The sequence below is a fragment of the Nakamurella panacisegetis genome, from assembly GCF_900104535.1.
Classification (GTDB): Bacteria; Actinomycetota; Actinomycetes; order Mycobacteriales; family Nakamurellaceae; genus Nakamurella; species Nakamurella panacisegetis.
This window is the reverse complement of the sequence record NZ_LT629710.1, coordinates 1949878-1976337: the sequence shown is the minus strand read 5'-3', so window position 1 is coordinate 1976337 and position 26460 is coordinate 1949878. Positions and strand designations below refer to the sequence as shown.

The window sequence follows — 26460 nt, the reverse complement described above, 5'->3', positions numbered from 1 at the left end:
GATTGCCGCGAGCGCCGCCGCATCTCGGTCGCGCGCGGCCCGGTCATCCGCGTCGGCTTCGGCCCATGCCGCTCTGCTGGCGGCTCAGCGGTCGGCGGCGGCGAAGTCGCAGGCAGCGGCCAGCAGTAGCCGGGCGGTGGCGTCCGCGGCGGCGGTCGCCGCATCCTCCTCGTCGGCGGCGGTGTCCCGGTCCTCGGCCGAGTCAGCCGCCTCGGCCGCTTCTGCTGCGTCGGCGTCGTCGGCCGCGTCTGCTACCTCAGCGGCGTCGGCGTCGTCGGCCGCGTCTGCTACCTCAGCGGCGTCGGCTGCGGCCCAGGCCGCGTCCAGTTCCTCCGCGGCCGCCACCACCGATCTGTGCGGCGCACCGCCCAATCCATACGGGTACAACTACTGCGGCTCCGGTCCGGTGGTGGTGTCGCCGCCCGCCGACATCTGCACCTTCTTCGACTGCATCGCCAATTTCAGTAATGGAAAGGGCTACATGGAGGAATGTCGCGACGGGCGGGTGAGCATGTCCGGCGGACGGCGCGGTGCCTGCTCGTATCACGGCGGGGAGCTGATGGCGGTCAGCGGCTGACCGCCGTCGCCGCTCACCCCCACTGACCGGGCACGTAGTCACCGGCGGGCTGGCGGGTGATGACATTGAGGCGGTTGAACGTGTTGATCAGGGCGATGAGCGAGACCAACGCGCCGAGCTGGGCGTCGTCGAAGTGCTTGCTCGCGTTTCCCCAGACCTCGTCACTCACTCCGCCCCCGTCGGCCAGGCGGGTTCCCACCTCGGTGAGTTCCAGCGCGGCCCGCTCGGCCTCGGAGAAGACGGTGGCCTCGCGCCAGGCGGCGACCAGATTCAACCGGACGGACGTCTCGCCGGCGTGCTCGGCTTCCTTGGTGTGCATGTCGAGACAGGCGCCACAGCCGTTGATCTGGCTGGCCCGGATCTCCACCAGCGCCCGGGTCGCGGCCGGAAGTCCGGCCTCGTTCACCGCCCGTCCGGCGGCAACGAGATGTCTCACCATCGGCTGCAGGACCGGACTGGCGACGTAATTCAAGCGAGCGGACATGGTCGTTCTCCTTCGTGGTCGGATTTGTGGTTCCTGACCAGGCGACGAACGGGCGCGGACCGCGGGGACAGCTGCGTCAGGTCTGTTCCAGCCGGCGGGCCAGGAACCGCCGTTCCGGGGTCGACCGGGCCAGGTCCAGTGCCTGCCGGTAGGCGTCCCGGGCCTCGTCACGTCGCCCCAGCCGTCGCAGCAACTCCCCGCGCGTCGAATGGAGGTACAGGTAGCCGCCCAGGTCCAAGCGGTCGACGATCTCCAGCGCCGCGGGCACGTCGCCGGCCTCGGCGACGGCCACCGCTCGGTTGAGTTCGACCACCGGCGACCCGGTCAGCGCGGACAGCCGCCGGTACATGTTCGCGACCAGCGGCCAGTCGACCAGCTCGCGCGCCTGCAGCGACGCGATCACCGCCTGCAGGACGTACGGCCCGCGGCCGCCCGTCGCGAGCGCGCGATCGAGTATGCGTCGACCGTCCTCCAGCTGCGCCGCGTCCCACAACGAGCGGTCCTGATCCTCGAGCAGCACCAGGTCGTCTCCGGCGAACCGGGCCCGGTGGCGGGCGTCATGGATCAGCATCAGGGCCAGCAGACCCTGCGCCTCGGGCTCGCTCGGGAGCAGGCCCACCAGCGTCCGGCCGAGATGCAGGGCCTCGGCCGCAAGGTCGACCCGACCGCGGTAGGCCTCGTTGAAGATCAGGTAGAGCACAGCCAGGACGGCCTCCACCCGGTCGGCCAGCAGGTGCCCCTCCGGGACCGCGAACGGGATCCCAGTCGCCTTGATCTTCGCCTTGGCCCGGGTCAGGCGGCGTTTCATGGTGTCGTCGGGCACCAGGAATGCGGCGGCGAGGGCGGCGGTGTCCAGCCCGCCGAGGGCTCGGAGGGTGAGCGCCACCTGGCCGTCCAGCGGCAGCGCGGGGTGGCAGCAGGTGAAGATCAGCTCGAGCCGCTCGTCCTTGATCACCGGCTCGTCGAAGTCGTCGACGACGGCCTCCGGCCGCGGGAGCAGGCGGACCTTGTCGGCCAGGGTGCGCTCGCGCCGGATCCGGTCGATCGCGCGGTTGCGGGCCGTGGTGACCAGCCAGGCGCCGGGATTGGCCGGCACACCGGACTCCGGCCAGTGCTGGGCGGCGGCGGCGAATGCCTCCTGCGTGGCCTCCTCGGCCCGGTCGAAGTCACGCAGGTATCCGACGAGGGAGGCCAGCACCCGGCCCCACTCGTCCCGGAAGACCTGCTCCAGGCCGGTCAGCGCTCGAACACCGGCCGGATCTCGACCGTGCCACCGAGCCGCGCCGCCGGGATCCGTGCGGCCAGCTCGATCGCCTCGTCCAGGTTCGCCGCGTCGATCACCGCGACCCCGCCGAGCACCTCCTTGGTGTCGGCGAAGGGACCGTCCGTCATCAGTGTGCGGCCACCGGACACGCGTACGCAGGTGGCCGTGTCGGCGGCCTGCAGCCGCATATCGGTGACCACCTTCGGGTTCTCGGCGAGCGCGAAGTATTCCGCGTAGACCGCGTCCCGCTGGTCGTCGGGCAGGGCGGCGACGTGGTCCGGTGGGGCGTAGACCATCAGGGCGTATCGCATCGTTGACCTCCTGGGAGCGAACCTTTGCACTGACGACGAACGGGGTGGGCGTCCGGGGACACCCTGCGATCAGAAACCCGAAGCCCCACGCCGGGCAAGGGAACCGCCCGGGCCCGCCGCCGGGGTCGCCCTCGTCGATCAGCCGTCCGGCCGATCGGCCTCACCCCGGGGTCGGCCGAGCACCGGTCTCGGCGATGGCCCGGTGCAGCGTGGCGAGGTCGGCGATGTGCCGGAACCGGCTGCCCGGCATCGTGACGCGGAAGTCACCCGTGGCCTCGTCCTGGACGCAGTTGAACCTCAGCGCCCCCACGGCGAACGGAGTACTGGTCTGCGGCGGAAAGTAGTCCGTGGCAACACTCTCCCCCACCACGACGTTCGCCGCCTGCCCCCAATACCCGATGTCGGCGACCCACTGCCGCAGGCGATCGTGCAGTTGCCGCGTCCCCGATCGGTCGGCCGGCGATTCGTCCATGTCCTCTCCTTGGTGGGTAGACGTGCACTCACAGATCCAGCACTACGTCCGTCGCCGGCCGGGTGCAGCACAACAGCACCTCACCCGGGTCGGGTTCGGTGAGCGGCGCGAGCTGGTAGGTCACGGCTCCGGACAGCAGCGGCGTTGAGCAGGTGCGACAGACCCCCGTGCGGCACGACCACCTGGTCGGCACGTCGCATTCCTCGGCCATCTCCAACAGGCTGGCCTTCTTCTCGTCGAACGCGGTGGCCAGCCCGGCCCGGGCGAACGTGACCAGCGGACCGGTGCCCAGCACGGCCGGCACATGCGGCGCCGGGCGACCGGTGGCGACGACGCCCGGGTTGATCGCCGACAGCGAGGCGAACCGTTCGGTGTGGATGTGCCCGCCGGCGACGCCGAGGCCGATCATGGCCGCCGTCATCGCGTCCATGAATCCGTCCGGGCCGCAGAGGTAGACGTCCGCATCGGCCGGAATGCCCAGGACCCCCAGGGCGGGTCCGTCCGGGCGCCCACGAGATGCCCCTGATGGCAACGGTTCCGGCGCGTCAGCGGTATAGAAGACATGACAGTGGCCGGCCGGGAGACCCTCCACCAACCGGCGGGCCTCCTCGGCCAGGGCGTCGGCTCCCGGCGAGGTGGTGACGTGGATCCACCACACGGTGCGCGGGCTCCGCTGCGCCGCCAGCGCCGACAACATGGCCAGCACTGGGGTCACGCCGATTCCGGCCGAGAACAGCACCACCGGTGTCGCGGCGTCGGTCAGCACGAATGCGCCGCGAGGGGCCGCGACGTCCACCTCGTCGCCGACCGCCAGAGCGGTGTTGATATAGGTGCTCGCGACACCCTGGGTCTCTCGCTTGACGCTGATCCGGTAGTGGTCGGGAGCCACGGCCGACAGTGAATAGCTGCGCACCGTGGCCGGTTCGCCGGGTAGCCGGAGGGTCAGGTACTGACCCGGCCGTGGCGCCGGGAGCGCCTCCGTGCCGGTGCCGGCCAGGTACACCGATGTCACCCGAGCGGTTTCGTGGACCAGCTCGGCTACCCGCATGCGTCGAAATCCGTCCCAGGCCGGAGCGGACGGAATCGCCCGCTCCCGTTGCGGTTGGTCCGCTCGAGCCACCAGATCCCGGAACGACTCGCGCCACCCCGGGCTCAGCGCGTCCACTTCCAGCACTCGACGCATCGTGTCGACGGTGCCGTCGGGTAGGTAGAGGAGGGCATCGGTGTCGGCGACACTGATCCGCTGGGCCGCCACGCCGATCCTGACGATGTCGTCTCCCGGCCGCACAAGCCCTTCCCGTAGGACCCGGAAGTAGAAGCCCGGCCGGTGTTCGGACACCAGCAACGCGGCCATCCGCGGTTCGCCGAGCCGCAGGCCGACCCGGTAGCAGGTGGTGCGCGGCTGCGTCACCTCGAATTCGGCCTCTCCGATCCGGTAGCGGTCGCCGATGCAGACCTGCTCGTCGGCCAGGCCGTCCACGGTGAAGTTCTCGCCGAAGTTCCCCCAGGTCAGATCAGAGCGATCGAGGAACTGCCGCCAGTAGTCGTAGGACTGCGCCTGGTAGACCATCACGGCGCGCTGCTCGCCGCCGTGGCCCTCGAGATCCCCCTGGCCGTCTCCGTCCAGATTCAGCCGGCGCGCCATGACCGGCCCGTCCACCGGTCGCTTCCAGATGCCGGTGTGCACGGTTCTCGAATTCCAGGCAATGTCACGGGGCCGACCGACATTCACCGACAGCAGGGTGGCCATGCGGAGCCTTTCTCGCCGGACGCTGAGCCTTTTCCTGGTCGAACCGACGACTCATCAATCGGGAATCCTAACGACCACGGGGCCGGCCGACACCCCTTGACATCCCCGTGGGCCAGGGCCAAGGTTGTTGCTGCCAAAGGCGTTCCGGCCGCCGACGAATGGGGCCGGACGGGTGATGGCCCGACCCTGTCCTGAGGTTTCTCCGATTTCGACGTGCCCTCGGGTGGCGAGCACGGAGCACGTACGACCGGACACGAATTGTGTCACCGGGGAATGTGCTGCACAGACGAGCACCACGACCGGAGGGAGCCGATATGAGCACCGAAGCGACCGCCAGCCGAGCGGCTGCCAGCCCACCGGTGAAACCCGGGGAGATGCGGCTCGAAGTCGTGGTCCTCCCGGTCTCGGATGTCGACCGGGCCAAAGAGTTCTATCAGTCACTGGGGTGGAGGCTGGACGCCGACCTGGCCGTGCGCGACGGGTACCGGGTGGTACAGGTGACGCCGACCGGTTCCGGCTGCTCGATCATCTTCGGCACCGGCGTCACCACCGCGCCGCCCGGCTCGATGCAGGGCCTGCAGCTGTCGGTCTATGACATCGACCAGGCCCGCGCCGATCTGGTCGCGCGAGGAGTGCAGGTCAGCGACCTGTTCCACGACGAGACGGGGATCTTCCACCACGCCGGCAGCGACGGACGAGTCGCCGGGCCGGCCGCCGAACACGCCGACTACGGCTCGTTCGCCGCCTTCGACGATCCGGACGGCAACGGATGGCTCCTGCAGGAGATCAAGACTCGGCTGCCCGGGCGCTGAGAGGAGCCGGTTGATGGCAACCACCTACGAGTCCGTCGATGACCTCGCCGACGCCCTGCGCCGCGCCGCCGCCGCGCACGGCGAGCACGAGACACGCACCGGTGCGGCCGATCCGGAATGGCCGGCCTGGTACGCGCTGTACATGGTGCGCGAACGCGCCGGCGACGAACTGCCGACATGAGCGACTACGACGTCATCGTCATCGGTGGGGGCTCGCCGGGTGAGCACTGCGCCGGCGCGCTGGCCGAGGGTGGCCTGCGGGTGGCGGTGGTCGAGCGCGAGCTCGTCGGCGGCGAATGTTCCTACTGGGCCTGCATTCCGTCCAAATCCCTGCTACGTCCGGGCGAGGCCGTCCAGGGCGCGCGCGAGGCGGCCGGCGAGGCCCGGGTCGACGTCGAGGCCGCTTTGGCCTGGCGCGACTTCATGGTGTCCGCCTACTCCGACGCCGGCCAGGAACGGTGGCTGTCCGAGCATCACATCGACCTGCTCCGCGGCTCCGGACGCCTGGCCGGATCCGGGGTGGTCGAGGTCGACGGGGTGCGGCACACGGCCGACCACGTCGTCCTGGCCAACGGCGCCGAGCCGGTGATCCCGCCGATACCGGGACTGCGTGAACTCGACGGGGTCTGGACCAATCGGGAGGCGACCGGCATGAAGACCGTGCCCTCGCACCTGCTGATCCTGGGGGGCGGCCCGGTCGGCGTGGAGATGGCGCAGGCGGTTCGTCGTCTCGGTGGTACGGCCACGATCGTCGAGCGCGGTGACCACGTGCTGGGCCGCGAGCCGGGACCGCTGGGTCACGCGCTCGGCGATGCACTCCGCCGGGAGGGGATCGAACTGGCGTTGTCGGTCGGTGTGGTGTCCGCCGGACGCGACGGCCCGGACTACACCCTCGAACTTCACGACGGTCGGGTGCTGCGCGGCGACCGGATCCTGGTTGCCACCGGACGACGCCCGAGGGTGGACGGGATCGGTCTGGAAACGGTCGGGGTGAAGCCCGATCCCCGCGGCGTTCCGGTCGACGGCCACCTGCGAGTGACCGACCGGGTGTGGGCCATCGGGGACGTCAACGGCATCTGGCCCTTGACCCACGTCGGCAAGTACCAGGGCGACGTGGTGGCGGCCAACATCCTCGGCCACCCCCGGGAGGCGAACTACGAGGCGGTGCCGCGCGTGGTCTACACCGATCCGCAGGCGGCCGCGGTGGGTTTGCCCGAGGATCGGTTCAGCGCCACGGTCAAGCTGTCCGGGGTCGCGAAGACCGCCACGTACACCCACGACTACGCCGACAGCAACGGCTTCCTGACCCTCCTCTCCGACGGTGAACGACTGACCGGGGCCTACGCGCTGGGACCGGAGGCGGGGGAATGGCTGCAACAGGCGACTCTCGCGATACGTGCTCACCTGCCGCTGGACGTGCTCGCCGACACCATCCAGCCCTTCCCCACCTTCTCCGAGATCTTCGTCGACGCGCTGAAGGTGTTGCAGCAAGACATTTCCGGTGCCCGGTCGGCCACCAAAGGCCGTCCCGCCCGGGCCGGACGGCGGCCGGAACTGGACGGGCAGACGGTGGTCGTGATCGGCGGCAGCGCCGGCATCGGGCTGGAGACGGCCCGCCGGGCCGCGTCCGAAGGGGCCAGGGTCATCCTCACCGGGCGCGACCCCGGACGGCTCCGCCGGGCGGCCGAAGAGGTTGGGGCCGCCACGGTCTCGGCCTTCGATGTGCACGATGACACGGCGCTGAACGCTTTCTTCGACGGCCTGCCCGATCCGGTCGACCACGTGATGGTGACCGCGGGCCGGCCGTACTACGCACCGCTGGCCGATTTGGATCTCGACGAGGCGCGGCGTGAACTCGGGGACGCTCCGCTGTCCGTGCTCGGCATCGGACGCCGGGCCGCGGGTAAGGTGCGACCGGGCGGGACCCTGATCTTCATGAGCGGGACCGGCGCCCGTCGGCCCGGCGTCGGGCTGGGCGTCATCTCGGCCCTGACCGCCGCTCTGCCGGCCCTGACCGCGAATCTGGCGCTGGAGATCGCGCCGGTCCGGGTCAACCTGATCGCCGCCGGTTTCGTCGACACGCCGTTGTCGGCGTCGTTGCTCGGCGACGGCCTTGAAGCGCGCCGCGACCAACTCCGCGCGAACCTGCCGATCGGGCGTGTCGTCGGTCCGGCCGACGTGGCATCCCTGGCCGTGCACCTGATGGTGAACACGGCGCTGACCGGCGCCACCTACGACATCGACGGGGGTCAGCAGTTGCTGTCGATGTGACTGGATCACTCCGAAGGACTGGATCGGGCCGCACTCCTGCGACCCGGTGAAAGGTGGCGTCCGTGCGACCCGACATCGTTCCCGGCAACGTGTTCCCGGACTACCGGCTCAGCGACCACACCGGTACGCCACGGCGACTCAGCGAACTCCAGGGCGACGATCCGCTGATCCTCACGCTGGCTCGCGGCCACTACTGCCCCAAGGAGCATCAGCAGCACCTGGAGCTGGCCGCGTTCTACCCGAAGATCGCCGTCGCGTACACCCAGATCGTCACGATCGCGACCGACGCGCATCACGAGCTCCAGGAGTTCCGGGCGTCGGTCGGCGCGACGTGGACGTTTCTGTCCGATCCGGAACGCGTGGTCCAGCGTGACCTCGACATCGCCGAGTACACCGACCCGGAACACAATCCGATGATCCCCCACACGCTCGTCCTCAAGCCCGGACTCGTCATCCATCGCGTCTACAACGGCTACTGGTTCTGGGGGCGCCCTTCGACGGTCGATCTCTGGCACGACCTCCGCGTGGTGACCCGCGAGATCCGGCCGGACTGGGACCTGGCTGCACCAGGTCTGCGCGAGGCCTGGGAATCGGGCGATCAGTCGCCGTTCCATGGATGGAATCGGCGCGCTGCGCCGACCGGCACCACCTGAGGAACTCCATTCGGGTGACAAGGGATCCGCCGTTCGCCGGACAAGGGCCGGCGACGTGGCTAGCGTGGGACCCGGAGGTACCACCATGACCGAATTTTCCGAACCGGCCGCGGTCCAGGACCTGACCTCGACCACCGCGGAGCTGCGACGGACGCTGGGCCGGCTCGAAGTGCAGATCCAGCAGACCCGCTCCGCGTTGATCGGCAGCGCGACCTGGGTTTTCGGTCTGCTGCTGGCGGCATCGATCGTCACCCCGCTGATGATGGTGCTGCCCCACGCGGACGAGGATCCCCAGTCGTACGGCATTCTGCACATCATCGGGGCCGCCCTCGCGGCCAAGAAGGATTCCGGCGGCAGTGATCCGATCGGCCTGTTCCTGGGTTTGTGTTACCTGTTGCTGCTGGTGGTGGTGCTTGTCGCCCTTCACCGGCTGCGGGTGATCGGCCACCGAAGGGCGACGGCGAGCGGGTTCACATCGTTCATCGCCGTGCTCCTGTTGTGCGGTACGGCCGGCGCCTGGGGGGTCGTCCTGCTGACCGTGAAGAACTCCTGGTGGCAGGTCGAACCCGGGATCATCCTGCTCACCGTCGGAGCCGTCGGTTTCGCCGTCCTGGCGTTGTGGTCGAAGGCACGGGACTGGTGGTTCGTTCCTCCGTCGAAAGCTCCGGCACCCCTCAGCTTCCGGAACCTGGATCTGTAGCTACGCCCGGGCGGTCAACCCAACGAAGTGGCGGCCGCGCGCAGCTCGTCCAGCGCGGCCAGGCAGTACGGCGCCAGGCCGACGTCGGTGTCCCGGGCACCCTCGGTCCACTCGGCGAACCCGCGCTTGAACGCCAGAATTCCCAGTTCGGCGGCCAGGTCGGCCGTCGCGTCGGGCACACCTCGCGCGGTCAGGGCGGTCCTCATCGCGACGCCAAGGCCCACGGACTTGAGAGCATCGCGGGCCTGGAGCTCGGCACTGGCGGCCACGGCGGCCTTGATCCGTGGGGCAAGGTCACGGTTCATCTGACCCATCGCCTGGGACACCCGCTCGAGCCCGGAGGCCACCGCCTCGAGCGGGGTGGCACCGTCGGCAGCATCGGCGATTCCCTCCGTCAACAGCTGGCTCAGGGTCTCCTGCCCGGCCGCCAACAACTCGCGTTTGTCGGCGAAGTGCCGGAAGAAGGTGCTCCGGGTGACGCCGGCGCGCTCGGCGATCTGGGCCACCGTCGTCTCGTCGTAGCCCTGCTCGGTGAACAGGTCGACGGCCGCGACGACGAGCCGTTCGCGCGCGCCGGGTTCCCATCGAGCCATGCCCCCATCCTAGGCGACGGAACCATGGTCCCATCGTTCTGCTAGCGTGATGGCACAACAGTCCCATCACTGGTTCAGGAGAACAGCATGAAGGTCTTCATCACCGGCGGCACCGGCCTGATCGGCTCGGCCGTCGTGGCCGAACTCCTCGCCAACGGCCACACGGTCGTTGCTCTGGCCCGTTCGGATTCCGCCGAGGCCGCCGTACGAGCCGCCGGTGCGGCTCCGTGGCGCGGCGGTCTGGCCGATCTGAATGTCCTGCGCGCCGGCGCCGACCAGGCCGACGGCGTCATCCACCTGGCGTTTCGCAACGACTTCAGCAGCGCCGAAGCGGTGGCGTCATCGGTCGCCGAGGAGACCGCGGCGCTGCTGACCCTGGGTGAGACCCTCGTCGGCAGCAATCGGCCGCTCGTCACCGTGTCCGGCACGCCCTGGGTGCCGGGGCGCCTGTCCACCGAATCCGACCCGATCCCCACCGACGGGCCGGTGGGCGGCCGCGGCCGCACCGTCGGGGAGATCCTGGCCCTGGAGTCACGCGGCGTCCGGACGAGCGCGGTCCGCCTGCCCCGCACGGTCCACAACAACGGCGACGGCGGCTTCGCCGGGCTGCTCACCCAGATCGCCCGCCGGACCGGTGTTTCCGGCTACCCCGGCGACGGCACCCAGCGCTGGCCCGCCGTCCACGCCCTGGACGCGGCCGTCCTGTTCCGCCTGGCCCTGGAATCCGCGCCGGCCGGCACCGCCTGGCACGCGGTCGACGACGAGGGTGACGCCGTGCGGGACATCGCCGCCGTCATCGGGCGGCGCCTGGGCGTGCCGGCGCGCTCGGTGCCGCAGGACAACTTCGGCCCCCTCGGCGCCATTTTCGCGATGGACCAGCCGTCCTCCAGCGCCCACACTCGGGCAGCCCTCGGCTGGGAACCGACCCACCCGAAGTTGCTGGCCGACCTGGAGCACATCCAGGCCTGACGGCCGCCACACCCGTGAGGCAACCGCAGGACCTTCGCCTCTGACGCGAGGGGTGACACCCGACCTGTACTGGGGCCATGAGGATTCCCATCGCCGGTCCGGCCGCCGCCGTCGGCGGCGGCGCGTTGGCCGCCGCCGTGTACGTGGCCGCCTACGAGCACTGGCGTTGGCGTTGCCTGGGGTGGGGAGCTACGCCGACGGATGTGCACCTTCCGGGCGACGATCTGCTGCCCGAGCCGGACATGCTCTCGACCCGGGCCGTCACCATCGCGGCTCCGGTCTCCGATGTCTGGCCATGGCTGGCTCAGATGGGCCCAGGACGAGGCGGCGCGTACACCTACGACTGGATCGAGAACCTGTTCGGTCTCGGGATGCACAGCACCGACGAAATCCTGCCGCAGTTCCAGAACGTCGCCGTCGGCGACCACATCCGGCTGGGACGCAGTGGTCCGGTACTGCGGTTGGTCCTGGTGGAACCGCACCGGACGCTGGTGTGGCGCTCCGACGACGGCACCTGGGTCTGGGCCTTCCAGTTGGAGGCCGAGGGCACCAGAACGCGGCTGATCAGCCGCAACCGGATCTCGGTGCCGGGCGCGTCCTGGGCGAGAAGGATGCTCGACCGCTACCTGATGGAGCCGGGCAGCCTGGTCATGGAACGCAAGATGCTCAACGGCATCAAGGATCGAGCGGAACGACTCACCCGAGGGGCCCACGCCCCGACGTCGACACGGCACCCGGAGCCATCGGCGGCCGGGGCGAGCGGTTGACGCACGGCCGTCGTGGAGGAATCGGGTCTGCGTCAGGCGAGGGCCGTGGCCAGGAATTCGGTCACGTGGGCCTCCCACTCGGCGGGGCTGACGCTCAGAGCGGCGACGTGTCCGGCGTGCGGGACCACCCACACGTGCACCGTCGCCGGTGACCGGGCGGCGATTCTGGTGTCCGCGTTCTCCTCGTCGAGAGCGTCACCACCGGCAATCAGCAGCACCGGCCGGGGCGCCGCGACCACCACCGCGTCCCCGAGGGACATCGGCGGATGGGCACCGGAGAACAGGTCGGCCAACCCGTAGGCGATCGCGTCGACGCCCAACTGGATCCGGCCGCGGATCCCGTACACCTCGGGCAACCAGGTCTTGTCGGCCAGCACCCGGTGGGTGGCGCCCTCGGCGACCACCGCACGGATACGGCGGTCAGCCGCCAGGGCACCGATGGCCTCCTCACCGCCCATGGACAGTCCGAGGACGCCGATGCGATCGGGGTCCAGCTTCGGTTGCTGCCGGAGGTAGGTCACCGCCGCGGTGATGTCCTGCTCCCCGAACCAGCCGAAGTCCATCGCCCGGCCCCCGCTGCGGCCGTGGCCGCGCGGATCGAACATCAGGATCCCGTAACCGTGCCGGACCAGGACCACCGCGTGGTTCAGGACGGACGACCGGGTGGACCCGGACCCGGGCAGCAGCACCAGGGCGGCCCGGTTCGCGGACGGGATGTACCAGCCGGACAAGACCACCCCGTCGGCGGATGCGAACGAGACGTCGCGGTAGGTGAGGCCGTAGACACCCGGTGTGGCCGAACCCAGCGCGACCCGCGGCGGGTTGGTGGCGTACACCGCCATGCCCAGCGGTAGGTAGCCGCGATAGCCGACGACGACGATCAGCGGCAGGGCGAGCAGCCGCCGCCACCCGGACACCGTCCGGACGAACATGACCGTCGCGCACCCGAGGCCCAGCAGCCCTCCGACGGCGGCGACGGCCGAACCGGCGGCGCGGACCGACAGGCCGTCGGTGAGCAGATGCGGCACCGCGATGACGGCACCGCTCACACCGGCGGCGGTGCCCAGAGCCGCGAGGATCACCGCCACCAGACCGGGACGGGCCCGACGACGAAGGACCAGCAGACCCAGGCCCGCTCCGGCCACGACCACCATGCGGAGCAACGCGGCGACCGGATGGCCTGGGGTCACCACGATGACACCGACCCCGACGATCATCATCGCCACCGCCGCCTCGATCAGCCCGATCCGTCGTGGTGACGCGTTCGCGATCGCCTCCCGCGGTGGTCGGAGCGGAGATGTCGTTCGGTCCGTCGACGTGGTGCGGTCATGTCGCGACACGTTGGTCACCCACGCCCAGTCGTTCGGCGCGTCGTCGAACGCACTGCAGCATGTCCCTGGGCATCAGAAAGTCCGCAGGCACGATGACGGCGTGGGCAAGCAATCGCAGCTCAATGCCAGCCCCGGTCGGGAATCCACAGCACGGCCGATCCGTCGTATCCGGCCACCCAGGAACGATTGTTGATGGCCGATGTGATGGCGAAGGACGAATACGGCTGCGCGGTCAGGTACGGCAGGGCAACGGGCCGATGGCTGGCCGGACTCCAGATGAAGGGCGTCGTAAAACCGGACTGGTCGTTCCAGTAGCCGGCGATCTGGCCGAGATCATTGATACCGGTCGCGTGGCCGTACACGTCGGGCACCCCCGGAAGGGTGGACATCTTCTGCGTCTTCGGGTCCCATCGGAACGCTCGGTCGGTGAAGTCCCCGACGTCGTTGGTGTAGCCCACGACCTCGCCTCGATTGTTGATCCCCGTGGCGAACGAGACCACGCTGTGCGGCAGCAGGCCCAGGTCCTGCATGTGCCCGGTCCGGGGATCCCACCGGAACGCGTCCGCGAGTCCCTCGCTGGTGCTTGCCGAGCCGACGATCTGCCCGCGGTCGTTGATCGCGGTAGCCGAGGACGACTTCCCGCCGAGGGTTCCCAGGTCGGACATGTGGTGAGTGCGCGGGTCCCAACGGAAGGCGTGGTCGGAGCCGTCGGCCGTGTCGGATTCGCCGACGACGACTCCGAGGTTGTTGATGGCGCGAGCGATGGAGAACTGGCCACCCAGGGTCCCGAGATCGATCGGCTTCGCGCCCGGCCGGTTCCACAGGACGGCGTGGGTCTGCCCGGCCGCGTCCGACTCTCCGACGATCTGCCCCCGATTGTTGACGCCGTAGGCGGTGGAAGCGTAACCGCCGAGCGTCTGGAGGTCGGTCCTCTGTTGAGTCCAGGCATTCCAGCTGAATGCTTGACCATTCCATTGCCCGACCGCCAGTCCGACGTCGTTGAGGGCGTTGATCGAGCCGGCAAAGCCGAGGTGGTGCAACTCGTACCGGATCGACGAGGGGTGCGCATTTCTCGGACCCGCCTGGACGGTGGTGGCCCCCGCCAATTGAGGGGTCATCACCAGGAGGAGGGTGGCCGATGAGCACGCAGCGATCCGAGCCATCATTCGATTCATGTGGCGCATCCTTTCGAAGTCCGGGACCGCGAACGCCGGTACCGCGTTGTGCCGGTCGGCCGGTGGGATTTCCGAATGCGTCTACCTGAACACCGGACACGTCGCGCCCCATAGGGACCAAAGGCTCTTCTTTGCATTTGTGGTGTCGGTCAGCAGCGGCATTTGGGTCTTGTTCCGCCTTTCCGGCGGAATTCGGTCAGGATGCGGATCCGCGTCGGGCGACCGACGTCACCCCCAGCGCTCGTAACCAGGCCTCGACGGCCGGGCTGGAACCGGAGTGGCCGATGTGGCCGTCCGGGCGTACGACGATCGCCGCCCGGCCGGGCCAGGAATGCACCCGGTGGGTGTGCACCAGGCCGTGGTCGAGGGTGAGCGGCTGCGCGTCCCGTTGCAGCAGGACGTGGAAACCGGCGGTCGCGGTGAGTTCGTGCAAGTGGCGGCGGCCGTCGTCGACCACGACAGCCTGGTCCGGCAGCCGGTCCCCGACGCGTCCGCACGGTGAGCCCCGCGCGCTGGGCCGTCCGCGCTCCAGGTCGCCCGACAGCGGGCTGTGTCGGTAAGTCCAGCGCAGCTGGGAAAGCACCCGGATGCCGGCGGCGATCAGATGTCGGCGGCCGAGCAGGACCGGGATGAGCGGTGCGGCCAGTGGAGCCATGCTGCCCCGCAGGAACGACGGGATCAACCCGGTGCCGGCCTCGACCCAGAACAACAGGTGCGTCAGTGCGCGGGTCTGCCGCGCCACCGCCCGGCGCTCGGCCTCGTAGGAGGCGAGCAGACGTTCCCGGGCGACGTCGTGGGCGCAGAGCAACGCCAGCTTCCACCCGAGATTGGTGGCGTCCTGGATACCGGTGTTCATGCCCTGACCACCGGCCGGTGAGAACGTATGCGCCGCATCGCCGGCGAGCAGCACCGGACCCACCCGATACCGGGCCGCCACGCGGTGCTGCACCCGTATCCGGGACGACCAGGCGACCTGCGCGATTCGCACCCCGATACCTGATCCGTCGACGAGACGGTCGAGTTCCTCGCGTGGCACGGGTGGGCCGATCTGTCCGAAGGGCTCGCCGGACGGCACGGTGGGGACGGTGACCAACAGCCGCCACGTGGCCTGCTCGCCCAGCGGGAACAGGAACACCAGGCCCTTTCGGCCGGCCGCGACATGCGCCGAGGCGGCCCCGACGGTGCCGTCGAGCTCCACGTCAGCCAGCACGACGTCCACCGGGTAGGCCGCGCCGTCGGACGTGATGTCGGCCCGGTGCCGAACTGCGCTGGTCGATCCGTCGGCCCCGACCAGGAATTGAGCACTGATCTGCGCCTGGGCCCAGCCACGACGCACCGTCACGATCGGCGATCCTGAGTCGATCCGGTAGGACTCGAAGGCGGTGTCCCATTCGACGGCCAGCCCCCGTTGCGCCGCCGCGGCCAGCAGCACCGCCTCGACATCGGACTGACGGATCAGGAGCAGGTGGGGAAAGGCGGTGTCGCCGAGCGCGAAATCGGTCAGGTGGGCCGGGACCGCCCGGCGGCCGAGATGCAGCGTGGCGCTCGGCCGGCGGTCGCCGCGGGCCAGCAGCGCGTCGGTGACCCCCAGCGGCCGGAGCACCTCCATGGTCCGCGGGTGGACGATCATGGCCCGCGAGGGCCGCGGGGGCCCGCTCCGTCGATCGACGATCCGGACCCGCGCCCCGTGGTCGTGCGCCTGCAAGGCCAGCGTCAGCCCGGTCGGGCCGGCTCCGACGATCAGGACGTCCGTCTCGGTCATGTCCATGCCGGAGTGCTGCCGACCGGTTGCCACCAACCGTCCCCGGTCGCCATCGATTCACCCCCGCCGAGGACGTCGTCGCGCCGACGGCCGGGCAGCACCCGATAGCGGATCGAGTCGAGGCGGCTGACCACGGCGAGCGGCCACCAGAGCGCCCGCACGTAGTCGTGCGCGAGGCCGGCGTCGTCCCACTCGTACAGTCCGCGGTACCTGCCCTCTTCGTCGGCGGCCATCCAGAGCTTGTTGGCGAAACCGGGGAAGCCGGCGAACAGCGGGGTGTTCAGCAGGCTGACCACGCGGAAGTACGCCTGCCCGACTCGGCCGTTCAGCACCCGCATGCGGAACTGGACAACCAGCACAACCGGTTGTTCGAGCGGCGGGCGCTCCACGACGGTTTCCCGGTACACCCGGGCCGACGTTCCGTCGGCGAAGTCCAGTCGTCGACCGACATTCGTCCGCGGCAGGTGCAGACGGCGACGAGCCAGGAGCACCCCCGTCGTCGACGCACATTTGGCCAGACGCCAGAGTGCGACCGGCAGCTTCATCGGTTGCACCGCGTCCGGCGGGTGGACCGGGCCGGTACTGGATGACGAGGGGTTCAAGGCATCAGCAACCTTCCCGATGGCTGTGCGGTCGTGACGTGGCCCGGGCCGCTCGGGCCAGGCGGATCTGCCGGGCAGCCTATTGAGGCGGGCCGTCAGGTGCGCAGGGCCGAAGGTCCCGATCTCAAGGTCGCCGGGTAAGGGCTACGCGACTCCGGCGCGTTCTTCGGAGCGGACCCCGCCCCATTCACCGGAGTGGGATCACGCACCGCGGGCAGGGTCGTTCGCCCCAGTCAGAAAGGGGCCATCGGCCCTAGGTCCGGCGAATCGGCGCGACGAGCATCGGGTGGACGAACACTCCGTCCGAGCAGGAGATGTCACTGCCGCAGATCGCCGGATCCGCGTTCCGAGGTCCGCCGGTGAGGGCACGAAAGGTCGGTCATGAACAAGCGGTCACGGGCGAACGGTGTCACCACGACCGGGGCGGCGGAGCAACCGTGGCTGCCTCCGAGATGGGTCATCCGGTTCGCGTGGAAGGCCCATCGAGCCCTCTACGCGGTGACCCGCGGGCGCGTTGGGCTGTGGGCCGCCCGTTCCGGGCGATCAGGCATGATGCGGGTGACGACCACCGGACGTCGCAGCGGCCGGGAACGGGCAGTGATCCTGGCCTACCTCGAGGACGGCCCGAACCTGGTCACGCTGGCCATGAACGGCTGGGGCGCCGCCGAACCGGCGTGGTGGCTCAATCTCCGGGCCCACCCGGCGGCGAAGGTGGATTTGGCCGACGGGACCCGCGATGTCGTGGCGCGAGCGGCCACCGGGACCGAGCGGGCCCGGTTGTGGGACCTGTGGGGGGCGGTCGACGAGAACCTCGACGAGTACGCCCGGCGCCGGCCCAACGAGACCGCCGTCGTGGTCCTGGAACCTCGCCCGGCGGCCGACTGAGCCATCTCGATGCCCTGGCCCCCTCGAAAGGTTGCCCGAAGACGTCGATTCGAACGGCACCACGCTCCGATACGGCGTTGACGTCGACGCTAGAAGGGACCGCCGCCGGAAACGTAAGTGATACGCACGGCGGTGAACGGTGCCTGGTCCACGTCGTCGTCGAGGCGGGACATGTGCAGTCGGTGTCCGATGGAGCCGGAAATCGGATAGGCCAAACGGCACGGTCGTGTTGGCGCTTCGAGGTGCGTGCAGCCGGAACTGACGCGACTGCGCATCCGATCTCGAGAAACGGCTCCCGAGTCAAGAGGTTCACTGCCGCTGCGCGGAACACCGAGGTCCGGGCCAGCGGAGGAGGAAGCCTCATGAAGTGACTTTGGGCCCTACGACACGGCCGGAGGGGAGCGTTTCGTGGGTGGACGAGATCGGAATGACGATCGGACACGTACGGCGTCCCGGAGTTGCGGGAGCAGGACCGCGCTCGGTGATCAGGCGGCGGTGACGGTCATCGCGCGTCGAAAGGGATTCTGATGAAGGTACTGACCGTCTACGCGCACCACGATCCGAAATCGTTCTGCCATGCCGTCCTCCAACGCTTCACCGCCGGCCTGCAGGAGGCCGGCCACACCAACACCGTCATCGACCTGTACGCCGACGATTTCGATCCGGTGTCCCGGGACCGGGATGTCCCGAGCTACACGAGCGGCAACATGCCGGAGGTCTCGATGACGAGGTCTCGGGCAGCCGTTGTGCGGTTCGGGCAGCGTCGCCCCACGACTTCGACCGGCTGGGCCTGATGCCACACATCCAGGGCGAGGTACTCATCCGGCGGCCGGTCGAGGAAGTCTTCGACTTCGTCGCCGACGAGCGGAACGAACCCACGTACAACCCCAACATGATCGGCGCGGAGAAGATCACGCCCGGCCCGATCGGCGTCGACACGCGATTCCGGGCCACCGTGCGATCCGGCCGCCGGCCGCTCCCGATGCGGGTCAGGTACACCGCCTTCGAACGACCACACCTGCTCGGCTCGACCACCCAGATGGCAGCGGCGGAGTTCTCCGGCACCCTGACCTTCGACCCGATCCCGGGTGGCACCCGTCTGCGATGGTCATGGCAGGCCCGGCCGAAGGGTGCGATGCGGCTGCTGACACCGGTTTTCGTCCCGATCGGCGCGCGTCAGGAGCGGCGGATGTGGACCCGGCTGCGCGACAACCTGGAGGCCGACGGGCGGGAGCAGAGCACCCTGGACCGGTACCTGCCGGATCCACAGGTCAGCGAGCGCCACTCCCGCCTGGTGCACGCCGAGCCGAGTGCTGTCCAGTCGGCCATCGGTCAGCTCGACCTGACCGGAATCCCGGCGGTGCGGGCACTCCTGGTCCTGCGCGGCCTCCCGGGACGGCTCCGGGCCCGGTTGAGGGGTGGGGCACCCCCGATACCCGCTCCGTTCACCGTGGCCGACATGGCGGGGGCGGGCTGGATTCCCCTCGCCCCGGGGCCGCAGGAACTCGCGTTCGGCACGGTCACCCGTCCCTGGCGGATCGGTGACGAGGCGCCGCTGGCAATGGATCCGGAGTCGTTCACCACCTTCTCCGCCCCCGGTTACGCCAAGATCGCGTTCGCCATCCGCACCGAACCGGCCGGCCCGGGCTGGACCCGCGTGACGACCGAGACCCGTGTCTGCCTCACCGATCCACGCAGCCGGCGACGCTTCGCCGCGTACTGGGCGATGGTCGGGCCGTTCAGCGCCCTGATCCGGCGGATGATCCTGCGCCGGATCAGGATCCAGGTCGAGCGCTGAGCTCCGACCCCGTCAGCGTGGGGCCGGGACTGGCTGAGCCCGGTCGTTCCGCACCGGCGCGGCGAGCGGCGCGAACGCCTCGAGCATGTAGTCGAGTTCCTCGACGCTGCAGTCCGGGGGCAACGTGATGGCGGGCCGGTCGGCGCCCGCGGCGTACCAGCGGTCGATCCCGGCTCGCGCGGACCCGTCGCCGCACAGGGTGAGCTCGTCGCGCAACCGGTCCGGGGTGCCGTCGGCTCCGGACAGGACCTGATCCACGGCGAGACCCAGGCCGAGTTGCCGGAGTCGGTTGGCATACAGCGGGCCCATCTTGGTCAGGTAGAAGTCGATCCACCACGACGCCAACGCGGCGGCTCGTTCCGGGTCGGGTGACACCGCGGCCGGGATGGCCGGACACACGGCCGGCGCCGTGCGGCCGGTGGCGGCATCCCGCAGGAGCCGGATCCCGTCCGGCAAGGCGGAGACGGGCAGGAAGAAGGGACCCCAACTGTCAGACAGCGCCCCCGCGACCCGGATCGCGGCCGGGCCGAGGGCGGCCAGCATGATCGGGATGTGTGACGGGCCCAGGGCCAGGCGGAGACCACGGCCGCCACCGGCTGGTGACATCCGGCCGCCCTGGAGCAGGGCCCGCACCTGCCGCGTCACCGCCGCCAGGCGCGCCACCGGGGCGCGAAAGGCGATGTCGTGCAGGCCTTCGGCCAGGGCCGGGCTACCGGCCCCGAGGCCAAGCACGAACCGGCCGCCGGAGATCTCCTGCAAGGTGGCCGCCAGCATGGCGATCTGGGCCGGACTGCGGCCCCAGATGTTCAGCACGCCCGTGCCGATCTGGATCCGGCTGGTCCGGAGTGCGACCTCGGCCAGCAGCACCGACGCATCGTGCCCCCACCCCTCGGCCACGAAGAACGCGTCGTAGCCGAGCGCTTCGGCCCGATCCGCGACGTGCAGCACCACGTCGCGGCGCGTTTCCAGTGGAGTCAGACCAACGGCGAGTTTCATGGCGTGCCTTTCTGCGCAGAATCGTTCCTGCGGTGGGGGGAATCAGTCCTCGCTGCCGCCCGGCGCACATCCATGGTCGCGCAGCCGGGCGCTGAGCGCACCGGCCCGGCCGAGAATTCGCAACGCTCGATGATGCCTTCCATGGGGTCTTCTTCCCTTCGGTCGGGAGAGGGTCGGTCGGACTACGGTGGCGGTGACGGCTTGCAATCGGATTGCATCGCTCGACGAATGAGGGACAACCGTGCAGTTCCGGATCCTGGGTCCGCTGGAAGTCACCGCCGACGAGACGCCGGTCGCCGTCGGCGGTCCGAAGCCGCGTGCGCTGCTGGCGGCGTTGCTCGTGGCTCCCCGCACAATCGTCTCGGCCGACCGGTTGACGCAGGTCCTGTGGGGTGACGACCCGCCTCCCGAGGCCCTGAATGCGCTGCGCGCCTATGTTTCTCGACTGCGAGCGGCTCTTCGTGACCCGGCCCGCCTGGTCTACCGGACGCCGGGGTACGCGCTCGAGGTGACCGACGACGAGGTGGATGCCGCCCAGTTCGTCCGCCTGCTCGGCATAGCTCGTGGCCACGCGGCAACGGGTGAGTACGAACGCGTCGTCGAGGTGCTCGACGAGGCGCTGGCGCTGTGGCGGGGTGACGTGCTGGCGGAATTCGCCGACCTCGACTTCGCGGTCAGCGAGATCGTCCGGCTCGACGAACTGCGCCTGGTGGCCGTGGAGGAGCGGATCGAGGCGCTGCTGCAGCTGGACCGGGACGTCGAGGTGGTCACCGAACTCGATGGCCTGGTCCGACGGTTCCCGGTGCGGGAACGGCTCACGGCCCAGCTGATGCGAGCGCTGTATCGCACCGGACGACAGTCGGACGCGCTGGACGCCTACCGGCGGCTGCGGGCCCGGTTGGTCGAGGACCTCGGCGTGGAGCCGTCACCGCAGACCCAGGAAGTGCACCGGCAGGTGCTCGTCCACGACCGGGCACTCGCGCCGTCCCGCGCCCCGACCGGCGGCAATCTCCCGCGTCGACCGACCAGCTTCGTCGGGCGGGACACCGAACTGGCACGGTTGGGTCAGGCCGTCTCCGGAGGGCCCCTGGTGACCCTGACCGGGGTGGGCGGGGTCGGCAAATCGCGCCTGGCGGTGGAGGTCGCCGCACACCATCGAGCCGACTTCCCGGACGGGGTGTGGCTCTGCGAGCTGGCCCCGCTGGCCGAGACCAGCCCGGTCGGCCAGGCCGTCGCCGCCGCGTTGGGGGTACAGCAGCGGGAGGGCCGGTCGATGGAGCAGACCGTCATCGAGTACTTGCGCGCCCGGTCGATGCTGCTCGTCCTGGACAACTGCGAGCACGTCCTGCCGGCCGCGGCCCGGCTGGTGGCCGAGGTGGTGGCGCACTGCCCTGGAGTCGTCGTGCTCGCCACCAGCCGGGAGGCCCTGGGCGTCGAGGGGGAACAGGTGTGGCCGGTGCCGCCGCTGTCGGTCGACGCCGCGGCGGTGCTGTTCGTGCACCGGGCGCGCAGCAGCCGGCCCGGCTTCGACCCTGGTCGGGAACTCGGGAGCGCCGTCCTGGAGATCTGCCGGCGGCTCGACGGCCTCCCGTTGGCCATCGAACTGGCGGCGGCGCGGATGCGGATGATGACCGCCGCCGAGGTCGCCCAGCGGCTCGACGACAGTCGTCTGCTGACTGGCGGCCCGCGCACCGTCCAGCCCCGGCACCAGAGTCTCACCGCGGCCATCGATTGGTCCTACCGGTTGCTGACCGACGCCGAGCAGCGCCTGTTCGCCCGCATGTCGGTGTTCGCCAGCGGTGCGGATCTGGCCGCGGTGCGGGCGGTCTGCTCCGAGCCGGACCACGACGACGACGGAGCGCTCGACCGGTTGACCGGACTGGTCGACAAGTCCATGGTGGCCGCCACCGCCACCACGGGCGGTACCCGCTACCTAATGCTGGCCACCCTGCGCAGCTTCGGCCGGCAGCGACTTCGGGAGCGGGGCGAGGATCTGGTGCTGGCCCGTCGGCACGCCACGTACTTCACCGAGTTGGCCGAAGCGGCGGCGGCGGGCGTCCAGGGCCCCGACGAACGCGCGTGGGTCGATCGCACGCTGCCCGAGCGGGACAACCTGCGGGTCGCCTTCGATCAGCTGGTCGCCGACCACGACCCGGAGCTGGCCCTGCGGTTGGTCACCTCGCTGGCCGAGGTACTGCATCTGCGGGTCGGGTACGAGTCGGCGATCTGGGCCGAGCACGCCCTGCAGATCGCACCGATCGATCACCCGCTGTTCGTGGTGGCCGCCGGCGTCGCCGCACGGGGGGCGTGGAACCGGGGTGATTTCGCCGGCGCGCGCCACCTGGCCGCCCGGGCCGGTGACCGATCACCGGCCCGCGGCACCGCGCGGATCGCCTATCCGGCCGACGTACTCGCCGACGTCGCCCTGTACGAGGGCGACCTTGACTTCCCGCTGCGGCACTGGACGGCGGAGGTGGCGACCGCCCGCCGATGTGACGACCCGCTGCGGCTGGTCTGGACCCTCTACTACGTCGCCGTCTGCCACGCCGTACGCCGGGAACCTTGGCTCGGTGTCGCCGCCGCGCTGGAATCGGTGCAGGTGGCGGACCAGACGGGGAATCCAACCGCACGATCGATGGCCCGGTACGCCCTCGGCCTGGTGCGCAAGAAGACCGACCCAGAGGTGGCGCTGGCGCTGCTGGACGAGGCAGCGGCACTGGCCGCTCAGGTGCGGAACTTCTGGTGGCACGGGATCGCCATGATGGAGGCTGCGGCCACCCGGGCCGTGCACGGCGACCCGGCAGAGGCGGCTCGTGCCCTGGTCGACGTCCTCGACCACTGGGACCGCACGGGCGACCGAACCCAGCAGTGGCTCAATCTGCGGTACGTGGCCCGGTTGCTGGTCCGGATCGGGGCCCACGCCCAGGCCGCGATCCTGCACCGCAGCCTGGTGGCCGCGGGCCGGCCATCCCCGGTCCGCCTCGACCTGGACGCGCCGCCCGGCCCGGTGCTGGACCTCGACGGGGCCGTTGGCGTGGCCCGAAGCACCCTGAGCCAGTGGGCCGCGACGGCCTGACCGGGGTCGCATGGTGGCTGCAAGCGGCCTGCAACCCGGCCCTCCGAGACTCAGGTCCCCGTCACCGACACGAAGGAGTGGGCATGACCGAGACCATGAGAACCAGCCGGACCGAATCCGACCGGGCACTGAAGGCGAAGCACCGGGCCATGTGGGCGCTGGGCGACTACCCTGCGGTCGCCACCGAGGTGATCGGCGAGCTGGGCACGATCCTGGTCGCCGCTTGCGAGGTCGGTCCGGGTGACCACGTCCTGGACATCGCGGCCGGGTCCGGCAACGCGGCGATCCCGGCCGCGCTGACCGGCGCGGATGTGGTGGCCTCGGACCTGACCCCGGAGTTGTTCGCCGACGGCCGGGCCCGTGCCGCCGCGCGCGGCGCCGACGTCGAATGGATGGAGGCCGATGCCGAGGATCTGCCCTTCGCCGACGCCCGGTTCGACGTGGTGCTGTCCTGCGTGGGGATCATGTTCGCCCCGCACCACCAGGACGCGGCCGACGAGTTGGTCCGGGTGTGCCGGCCCGGTGGACGCATCGGGCTGATCAGTTGGACCCCGGAGGGCTTCATCGGCCAGATGTTCGCCACGATGAAGCCGTTCGCCCCGGCGCCCCCGCCCGGCGCGCAACCGCCGCCCCTGTGGGGGAACGTCGACCACGTCCGGGGGTTGCTGGGGGAACGGGTCACCGACGTGACCGCGCGTCGGCAGACGGTCAGGGTCGACCGGTTTGCCACCCCCGAGGCCTGGCTGGAGTATTTCAAGGCCAAGTACGGGCCCACCATCGCGGTCTACCGGAGCCTGGCCGCCGAACCGGGCCGGGTGGCCGATCTGGATCGCGCCTTGCTCACGTTCGCCGCCGGGTTCGCCGGCGACGGGGGTGCCATGGAGTGGGAGTACCTGTTGCTCACCGCCCGGCGGACGTGAGCGCAAGACCGAGGCCGGGCCCGGGGATCGGTGGTGGGCCGCCGAGCCCCCCGGATCCGGATCACCCGGACCGTGCCCCCGCCGGAATGGGGAATGGGGACGTTCGGCCCTGTCGTCACCTGGCCGCATTCCCGCAGACTCGCCGTCGACACCAGGATGCGTCGAGCCCGGGAGGCACCGATGACCGAGACCACCGCACGACCGCCGGTCCCTGTAGCGGCGCTGCGGAACCTGGCCCATTTCCACCGGGAGCACGAGAAGTTCTACGCCATCGAACCTCTGCGGCGGGCCGAGGCCGTGCTGCGGGCATCCCGGACGCTCAAGGCGCTGGCCGATCGATGGAGCCGAACGGACCTCCGACCGGCCGCCGGCGGCGGACCGGCGTACACCGGCTGCGAGGACCTCAACGACCCGACGGCCATCGAGACGTCGGGCGTGCTGTTCATGGAGGGCACGACGGAACCGGCCGAACTCACCCAGCTGAAGCACGACCTGCGCAGCCAGGCGATGTCCGGGGAGCAGACCGGGGCCTGGCTGAAGGACGCGATGACCGCGAGCTGGGATTCGGCCGGCGCCCTGCTGCGGGTCTCGCCGCTGGCCGAACTGCTCGGCGAGCGCCACCGGATCATCGCCAACAACTGGCTCGCCGCTGACATGAGCCGATTGTCGGCCGCGTTGCTGAACCGGGCGGCCGACATCCTGGAGGCGGTGGACTTCACGCCCGGTGGCCTGCGGACCGATCTCGCCGGCCCGCGGGTGACCCCGGGGTACCTCTACTCGGCCGCGCTGCTTCTCGACCGCAGTGCCGACCTGAGCGTCACCTCCACCACCCTCACCCGCGACAGCGAACCGGCCTGGCGACAGTGGCAGGCCAGGGTCGACACGCTGGATTCCCACGGAGGGTGACGGCTCGGTTCACGTCCTTGCGTGGAGGCAGGCGCTGAGTCTTGCGTGGAGGCAGGCGCTGAGTCGATCGGTCAACCGACCTGGACGTGTTCGAGGTACCCGGCGGTGTGCACAGCCGGACCGTAGTGGTCGGCGAACAGCTTGGCCACCAACTCACCCCGGCTGGTCACCCCGATCTTGCCGAAGATGGCCTTGAGGTGGTCGCGGACCGTGTGCGGGGACAGGAACAGATCGGCCGCGATCTCCGCATTGGACAGGCCGCGGGCCACGGCCCGGGTGATCTCCTGTTCGCGCGGGGTGAGCCGGTACGCCTCGACGATGATCGGGGCGATCTGCGCCGACTTCGCCGGCTCGATGGTCAGGGCGGTCGGAGCCGGACGGTCGTCGGCCCCACGTAGACACGACGCGTGCACGGCGATCCACCGGCCCGACAACGCCCGCACCCGCACCGCCGCCGGCCCGCGATCGCGGCCCGCCCGGACCGCGGCCGCCCGGGCCACCGTGGCGTAGATCGGTGTCATGGGCAGCGGGTGGGTCGCCCACGTCGGGCCGGCCACCTCCTCGAACAGCTGCTCGGCCGCCTCGTCCAGCGAGAGCAACGTCCCCGACGCGTCGAACAGCGCGGTTCCGGGTCCGGCCGCCGAGACCGCCGGCGCCGCCGCCCGGACACCGGCCAGGGTGCGCAGCGCCGTGGCCATTGTCGGAGCCAGAGCGCGGACCAGAGCCACCTCGGCGGCGGTGAACACCGGGCGGTGGCGTTCCCGGAACAGGTCGATCACCCCCCAGGTGGATTCGCCGACCCGCAGCGCGGCGCGCAGCTCGTCGCGATATCCCTGCGGTTGCAGGAACTCTCGGTACCGCGTGCTGCGGACCGGGTTGGAGCCCGTCGCGTCGTACAGGGTCTGGACGTTCCGCTCGCTGCGGGCGAGGTCGCGGAACAGCATGGTGTCCTCGACGTTGCACTCCCGTCCCCAGTACGTCGAGCAATGACCGTCCTCGACGTTCTCGATGCGGACCGGATTCACCGCGAGCACGGTGGCCGGGTCGGTGGCGAACCAGGCGGCGCCGTCGAACGGGACCAGTTTGCGCAGGCGACGGGACGTCTCGGCGAACATCGACGCCTCGTCGAGTCCGCGGTCGCAGGCCTCGACGAATTCCGCGACGTCACGCTCGGTGGAAGTGGCCACGGTGTCCTCCCGTATCCCGGTCCGCGCCCGATGCAGCCGAGCGTCACCCAGAAGTGTGGCAACCGGCGCGCGGAGCGACAACCCCCCATCTGTAGGGGGACCGGGCCGGACAACCCCCGGCTCGAGGGATGTCAAAGGCCTCTGGCCTGCCCCAGAGTGGTCACCGGAAACATCCCGACGAGGGAACCGCCGCTGGTTT

Annotated in this window: 25 protein-coding genes and 2 pseudogenes; 14 read left to right on the top strand and 13 right to left on the bottom strand. The window is 70.4% G+C overall.

Going from position 1 to position 26460, the window contains the following annotated elements:
• Positions 1-84: 84 nt before the first annotated feature.
• Positions 85-345, bottom strand: a complete 261-nt coding sequence (locus tag BLS97_RS08655) for a hypothetical protein (protein WP_090475627.1) — start codon at positions 343-345, stop codon at positions 85-87.
• 64 nt (positions 346-409) lie between these two features.
• Between BLS97_RS08655 and BLS97_RS22820 the strand changes: the two genes are divergently transcribed.
• Positions 410-577: a hypothetical protein gene (locus BLS97_RS22820; protein WP_157695310.1), complete on the top strand. Its 168-nt coding sequence runs from the start codon at positions 410-412 to the stop codon at positions 575-577.
• 13 nt (positions 578-590) lie between these two features.
• On the opposite strand, the gene BLS97_RS08650 is transcribed toward BLS97_RS22820, so the two are convergent.
• From BLS97_RS08650 to BLS97_RS08630, 5 genes are all read right to left on the bottom strand, one after another.
• Entirely contained in the window at positions 591-1061 is a 471-nt protein-coding gene (locus tag BLS97_RS08650) for a carboxymuconolactone decarboxylase family protein (protein WP_090475626.1), read from the bottom strand.
• Between the two features lie 76 nt (positions 1062-1137).
• Positions 1138-2259, bottom strand: coding sequence for an RNA polymerase sigma factor (locus BLS97_RS08645; protein ID WP_090475625.1), 1122 nt, complete (start codon positions 2257-2259; stop codon positions 1138-1140).
• A 38-nt stretch (positions 2260-2297) separates the two neighbouring features.
• Complete coding sequence (locus BLS97_RS08640; RefSeq protein ID WP_090475624.1) at positions 2298-2636, bottom strand: YciI family protein; 339 nt, start codon at positions 2634-2636, stop codon at positions 2298-2300.
• A 160-nt stretch (positions 2637-2796) separates the two neighbouring features.
• Entirely contained in the window at positions 2797-3108 is a 312-nt protein-coding gene (locus BLS97_RS08635) for a hypothetical protein (RefSeq protein WP_090475623.1), read from the bottom strand.
• Between the two features lie 28 nt (positions 3109-3136).
• The gene (locus BLS97_RS08630) at positions 3137-4858 is read right to left on the bottom strand and encodes an MOSC and FAD-binding oxidoreductase domain-containing protein (RefSeq protein WP_090475622.1); all 1722 of its coding nucleotides are present in this window, start codon (positions 4856-4858) and stop codon (positions 3137-3139) included.
• Positions 4859-5172: 314 nt separating this feature from the next.
• On the opposite strand from BLS97_RS08630, the pseudogene BLS97_RS08625 reads away from it, so the two are divergent.
• The 5 genes and pseudogenes from BLS97_RS08625 to BLS97_RS08600 all read left to right on the top strand — a co-directional run bounded on the left by BLS97_RS08625 (position 5173) and on the right by BLS97_RS08600 (position 9294).
• Positions 5173-5851, top strand: a pseudogene (locus BLS97_RS08625) (VOC family protein).
• A pseudogene (locus BLS97_RS24480) lies at positions 5848-7161 on the top strand (dihydrolipoyl dehydrogenase family protein); the annotation flags it as partial. The pseudogenes BLS97_RS08625 and BLS97_RS24480, both read left to right, overlap by 4 nt.
• A gap of 3 nt (positions 7162-7164) precedes the next feature.
• Positions 7165-7941: an SDR family oxidoreductase gene (locus BLS97_RS24475; RefSeq protein WP_090481710.1), complete on the top strand. Its 777-nt coding sequence runs from the start codon at positions 7165-7167 to the stop codon at positions 7939-7941.
• Positions 7942-8003: 62 nt separating this feature from the next.
• Positions 8004-8594: a redoxin domain-containing protein gene (locus BLS97_RS08605; protein ID WP_090481706.1), complete on the top strand. Its 591-nt coding sequence runs from the start codon at positions 8004-8006 to the stop codon at positions 8592-8594.
• A gap of 85 nt (positions 8595-8679) precedes the next feature.
• The gene (locus BLS97_RS08600; RefSeq protein ID WP_090475619.1) at positions 8680-9294 is read left to right on the top strand and encodes a hypothetical protein; all 615 of its coding nucleotides are present in this window, start codon (positions 8680-8682) and stop codon (positions 9292-9294) included.
• A 14-nt stretch (positions 9295-9308) separates the two neighbouring features.
• Here the strand turns inward: BLS97_RS08600 and BLS97_RS08595 are convergent, their stop codons facing one another.
• The gene (locus BLS97_RS08595; RefSeq protein ID WP_090475618.1) at positions 9309-9887 is read right to left on the bottom strand and encodes a TetR/AcrR family transcriptional regulator; all 579 of its coding nucleotides are present in this window, start codon (positions 9885-9887) and stop codon (positions 9309-9311) included.
• A gap of 87 nt (positions 9888-9974) precedes the next feature.
• On the opposite strand from BLS97_RS08595, the gene BLS97_RS08590 reads away from it, so the two are divergent.
• Positions 9975-10856, top strand: a complete 882-nt coding sequence (locus tag BLS97_RS08590; RefSeq protein WP_090475617.1) for an SDR family oxidoreductase — start codon at positions 9975-9977, stop codon at positions 10854-10856.
• A gap of 77 nt (positions 10857-10933) precedes the next feature.
• A complete protein-coding gene (locus BLS97_RS08585) occupies positions 10934-11623 on the top strand; it encodes a hypothetical protein (protein ID WP_090475616.1) in 690 nt (229 codons plus the stop codon).
• Between the two features lie 32 nt (positions 11624-11655).
• Here the strand turns inward: BLS97_RS08585 and BLS97_RS08580 are convergent, their stop codons facing one another.
• From BLS97_RS08580 to BLS97_RS08565, 4 genes are all read right to left on the bottom strand, one after another.
• On the bottom strand, positions 11656-12963 hold the full coding sequence (locus tag BLS97_RS08580; protein ID WP_157695309.1) for an alpha/beta hydrolase: 1308 nt from the start codon (positions 12961-12963) through the stop codon (positions 11656-11658).
• 110 nt (positions 12964-13073) lie between these two features.
• Positions 13074-14129: a hypothetical protein gene (locus tag BLS97_RS08575; protein WP_172832244.1), complete on the bottom strand. Its 1056-nt coding sequence runs from the start codon at positions 14127-14129 to the stop codon at positions 13074-13076.
• A 196-nt stretch (positions 14130-14325) separates the two neighbouring features.
• Entirely contained in the window at positions 14326-15897 is a 1572-nt protein-coding gene (locus BLS97_RS08570) for an FAD-dependent monooxygenase (protein ID WP_090481702.1), read from the bottom strand.
• A complete protein-coding gene (locus BLS97_RS08565; RefSeq protein WP_090475613.1) occupies positions 15888-16436 on the bottom strand; it encodes a hypothetical protein in 549 nt (182 codons plus the stop codon). Before BLS97_RS08565 ends, BLS97_RS08570 begins: the two co-directional genes overlap by 10 nt.
• 438 nt (positions 16437-16874) lie before the next feature.
• Here BLS97_RS08565 and BLS97_RS08560 point away from each other — a divergent pair, with 438 nt between their 5' ends.
• From BLS97_RS08560 to BLS97_RS23435, 3 genes are all read left to right on the top strand, one after another.
• Positions 16875-17378: a nitroreductase/quinone reductase family protein gene (locus BLS97_RS08560; RefSeq protein WP_090475612.1), complete on the top strand. Its 504-nt coding sequence runs from the start codon at positions 16875-16877 to the stop codon at positions 17376-17378.
• A gap of 527 nt (positions 17379-17905) precedes the next feature.
• Positions 17906-18172: an NAD(P)H-dependent oxidoreductase gene (locus BLS97_RS08555; RefSeq protein WP_090475611.1), complete on the top strand. Its 267-nt coding sequence runs from the start codon at positions 17906-17908 to the stop codon at positions 18170-18172.
• The gene (locus BLS97_RS23435) at positions 18172-19176 is read left to right on the top strand and encodes an SRPBCC family protein (protein WP_090475610.1); all 1005 of its coding nucleotides are present in this window, start codon (positions 18172-18174) and stop codon (positions 19174-19176) included. Before BLS97_RS08555 ends, BLS97_RS23435 begins: the two co-directional genes overlap by 1 nt.
• A 12-nt stretch (positions 19177-19188) precedes the next feature.
• Here BLS97_RS23435 and BLS97_RS08545 read toward each other — a convergent pair whose 3' ends face one another.
• On the bottom strand, positions 19189-20172 hold the full coding sequence (locus BLS97_RS08545) for an LLM class flavin-dependent oxidoreductase (protein WP_090475609.1): 984 nt from the start codon (positions 20170-20172) through the stop codon (positions 19189-19191).
• A gap of 241 nt (positions 20173-20413) precedes the next feature.
• On the opposite strand from BLS97_RS08545, the gene BLS97_RS08540 reads away from it, so the two are divergent.
• The 3 genes from BLS97_RS08540 (at position 20414) to BLS97_RS08530 (ending at position 25074) form a co-directional block, all read left to right on the top strand.
• Positions 20414-23248: a BTAD domain-containing putative transcriptional regulator gene (locus BLS97_RS08540; protein WP_090475608.1), complete on the top strand. Its 2835-nt coding sequence runs from the start codon at positions 20414-20416 to the stop codon at positions 23246-23248.
• An 83-nt stretch (positions 23249-23331) separates the two neighbouring features.
• Positions 23332-24168 carry a class I SAM-dependent methyltransferase gene (locus tag BLS97_RS08535; RefSeq protein WP_090475607.1) on the top strand — a complete coding sequence of 279 codons (837 nt, stop codon included), beginning with the start codon at positions 23332-23334 and terminating at the stop codon, positions 24166-24168.
• A gap of 180 nt (positions 24169-24348) precedes the next feature.
• Complete coding sequence (locus BLS97_RS08530) at positions 24349-25074, top strand: hypothetical protein (RefSeq protein ID WP_090475606.1); 726 nt, start codon at positions 24349-24351, stop codon at positions 25072-25074.
• Between the two features lie 71 nt (positions 25075-25145).
• Here BLS97_RS08530 and BLS97_RS08525 read toward each other — a convergent pair whose 3' ends face one another.
• A complete protein-coding gene (locus BLS97_RS08525) occupies positions 25146-26261 on the bottom strand; it encodes a LuxR C-terminal-related transcriptional regulator (protein ID WP_197676476.1) in 1116 nt (371 codons plus the stop codon).
• Positions 26262-26460 lie beyond the last annotated feature (199 nt).

What these genes read in the sequence shown, in the direction of transcription:
- BLS97_RS08600 (WP_090475619.1), top strand. Translation starts at nt 8,680, where the DNA reads ATGACCGAATTTTCCGAACCGGCCGCGGTCCAGGACCTGACCTCGACC.
- BLS97_RS08585 (WP_090475616.1), top strand. Translation starts at nt 10,934, where the DNA reads ATGAGGATTCCCATCGCCGGTCCGGCCGCCGCCGTCGGCGGCGGCGCG.
- BLS97_RS08560 (WP_090475612.1), top strand. Translation starts at nt 16,875, where the DNA reads ATGAACAAGCGGTCACGGGCGAACGGTGTCACCACGACCGGGGCGGCG.
- BLS97_RS08650 (WP_090475626.1), bottom strand. Translation starts at nt 1,061, where the DNA reads ATGTCCGCTCGCTTGAATTACGTCGCCAGTCCGGTCCTGCAGCCGATG.
- BLS97_RS08535 (WP_090475607.1), top strand. Translation starts at nt 23,332, where the DNA reads ATGACCGAGACCATGAGAACCAGCCGGACCGAATCCGACCGGGCACTG.
- BLS97_RS08555 (WP_090475611.1), top strand. Translation starts at nt 17,906, where the DNA reads ATGAAGGTACTGACCGTCTACGCGCACCACGATCCGAAATCGTTCTGC.
- BLS97_RS08565 (WP_090475613.1), bottom strand. Translation starts at nt 16,436, where the DNA reads ATGAAGCTGCCGGTCGCACTCTGGCGTCTGGCCAAATGTGCGTCGACG.
- BLS97_RS08575 (WP_172832244.1), bottom strand. Translation starts at nt 14,129, where the DNA reads ATGAATCGAATGATGGCTCGGATCGCTGCGTGCTCATCGGCCACCCTC.
- BLS97_RS08545 (WP_090475609.1), bottom strand. Translation starts at nt 20,172, where the DNA reads ATGAAACTCGCCGTTGGTCTGACTCCACTGGAAACGCGCCGCGACGTG.
- BLS97_RS08640 (WP_090475624.1), bottom strand. Translation starts at nt 2,636, where the DNA reads ATGCGATACGCCCTGATGGTCTACGCCCCACCGGACCACGTCGCCGCC.
- BLS97_RS08590 (WP_090475617.1), top strand. Translation starts at nt 9,975, where the DNA reads ATGAAGGTCTTCATCACCGGCGGCACCGGCCTGATCGGCTCGGCCGTC.
- BLS97_RS08570 (WP_090481702.1), bottom strand. Translation starts at nt 15,897, where the DNA reads ATGGACATGACCGAGACGGACGTCCTGATCGTCGGAGCCGGCCCGACC.
- BLS97_RS08595 (WP_090475618.1), bottom strand. Translation starts at nt 9,887, where the DNA reads ATGGCTCGATGGGAACCCGGCGCGCGCGAACGGCTCGTCGTCGCGGCC.
- BLS97_RS23435 (WP_090475610.1), top strand. Translation starts at nt 18,172, where the DNA reads ATGCCACACATCCAGGGCGAGGTACTCATCCGGCGGCCGGTCGAGGAA.
- BLS97_RS08530 (WP_090475606.1), top strand. Translation starts at nt 24,349, where the DNA reads ATGACCGAGACCACCGCACGACCGCCGGTCCCTGTAGCGGCGCTGCGG.
- BLS97_RS08630 (WP_090475622.1), bottom strand. Translation starts at nt 4,858, where the DNA reads ATGGCCACCCTGCTGTCGGTGAATGTCGGTCGGCCCCGTGACATTGCC.
- BLS97_RS08635 (WP_090475623.1), bottom strand. Translation starts at nt 3,108, where the DNA reads ATGGACGAATCGCCGGCCGACCGATCGGGGACGCGGCAACTGCACGAT.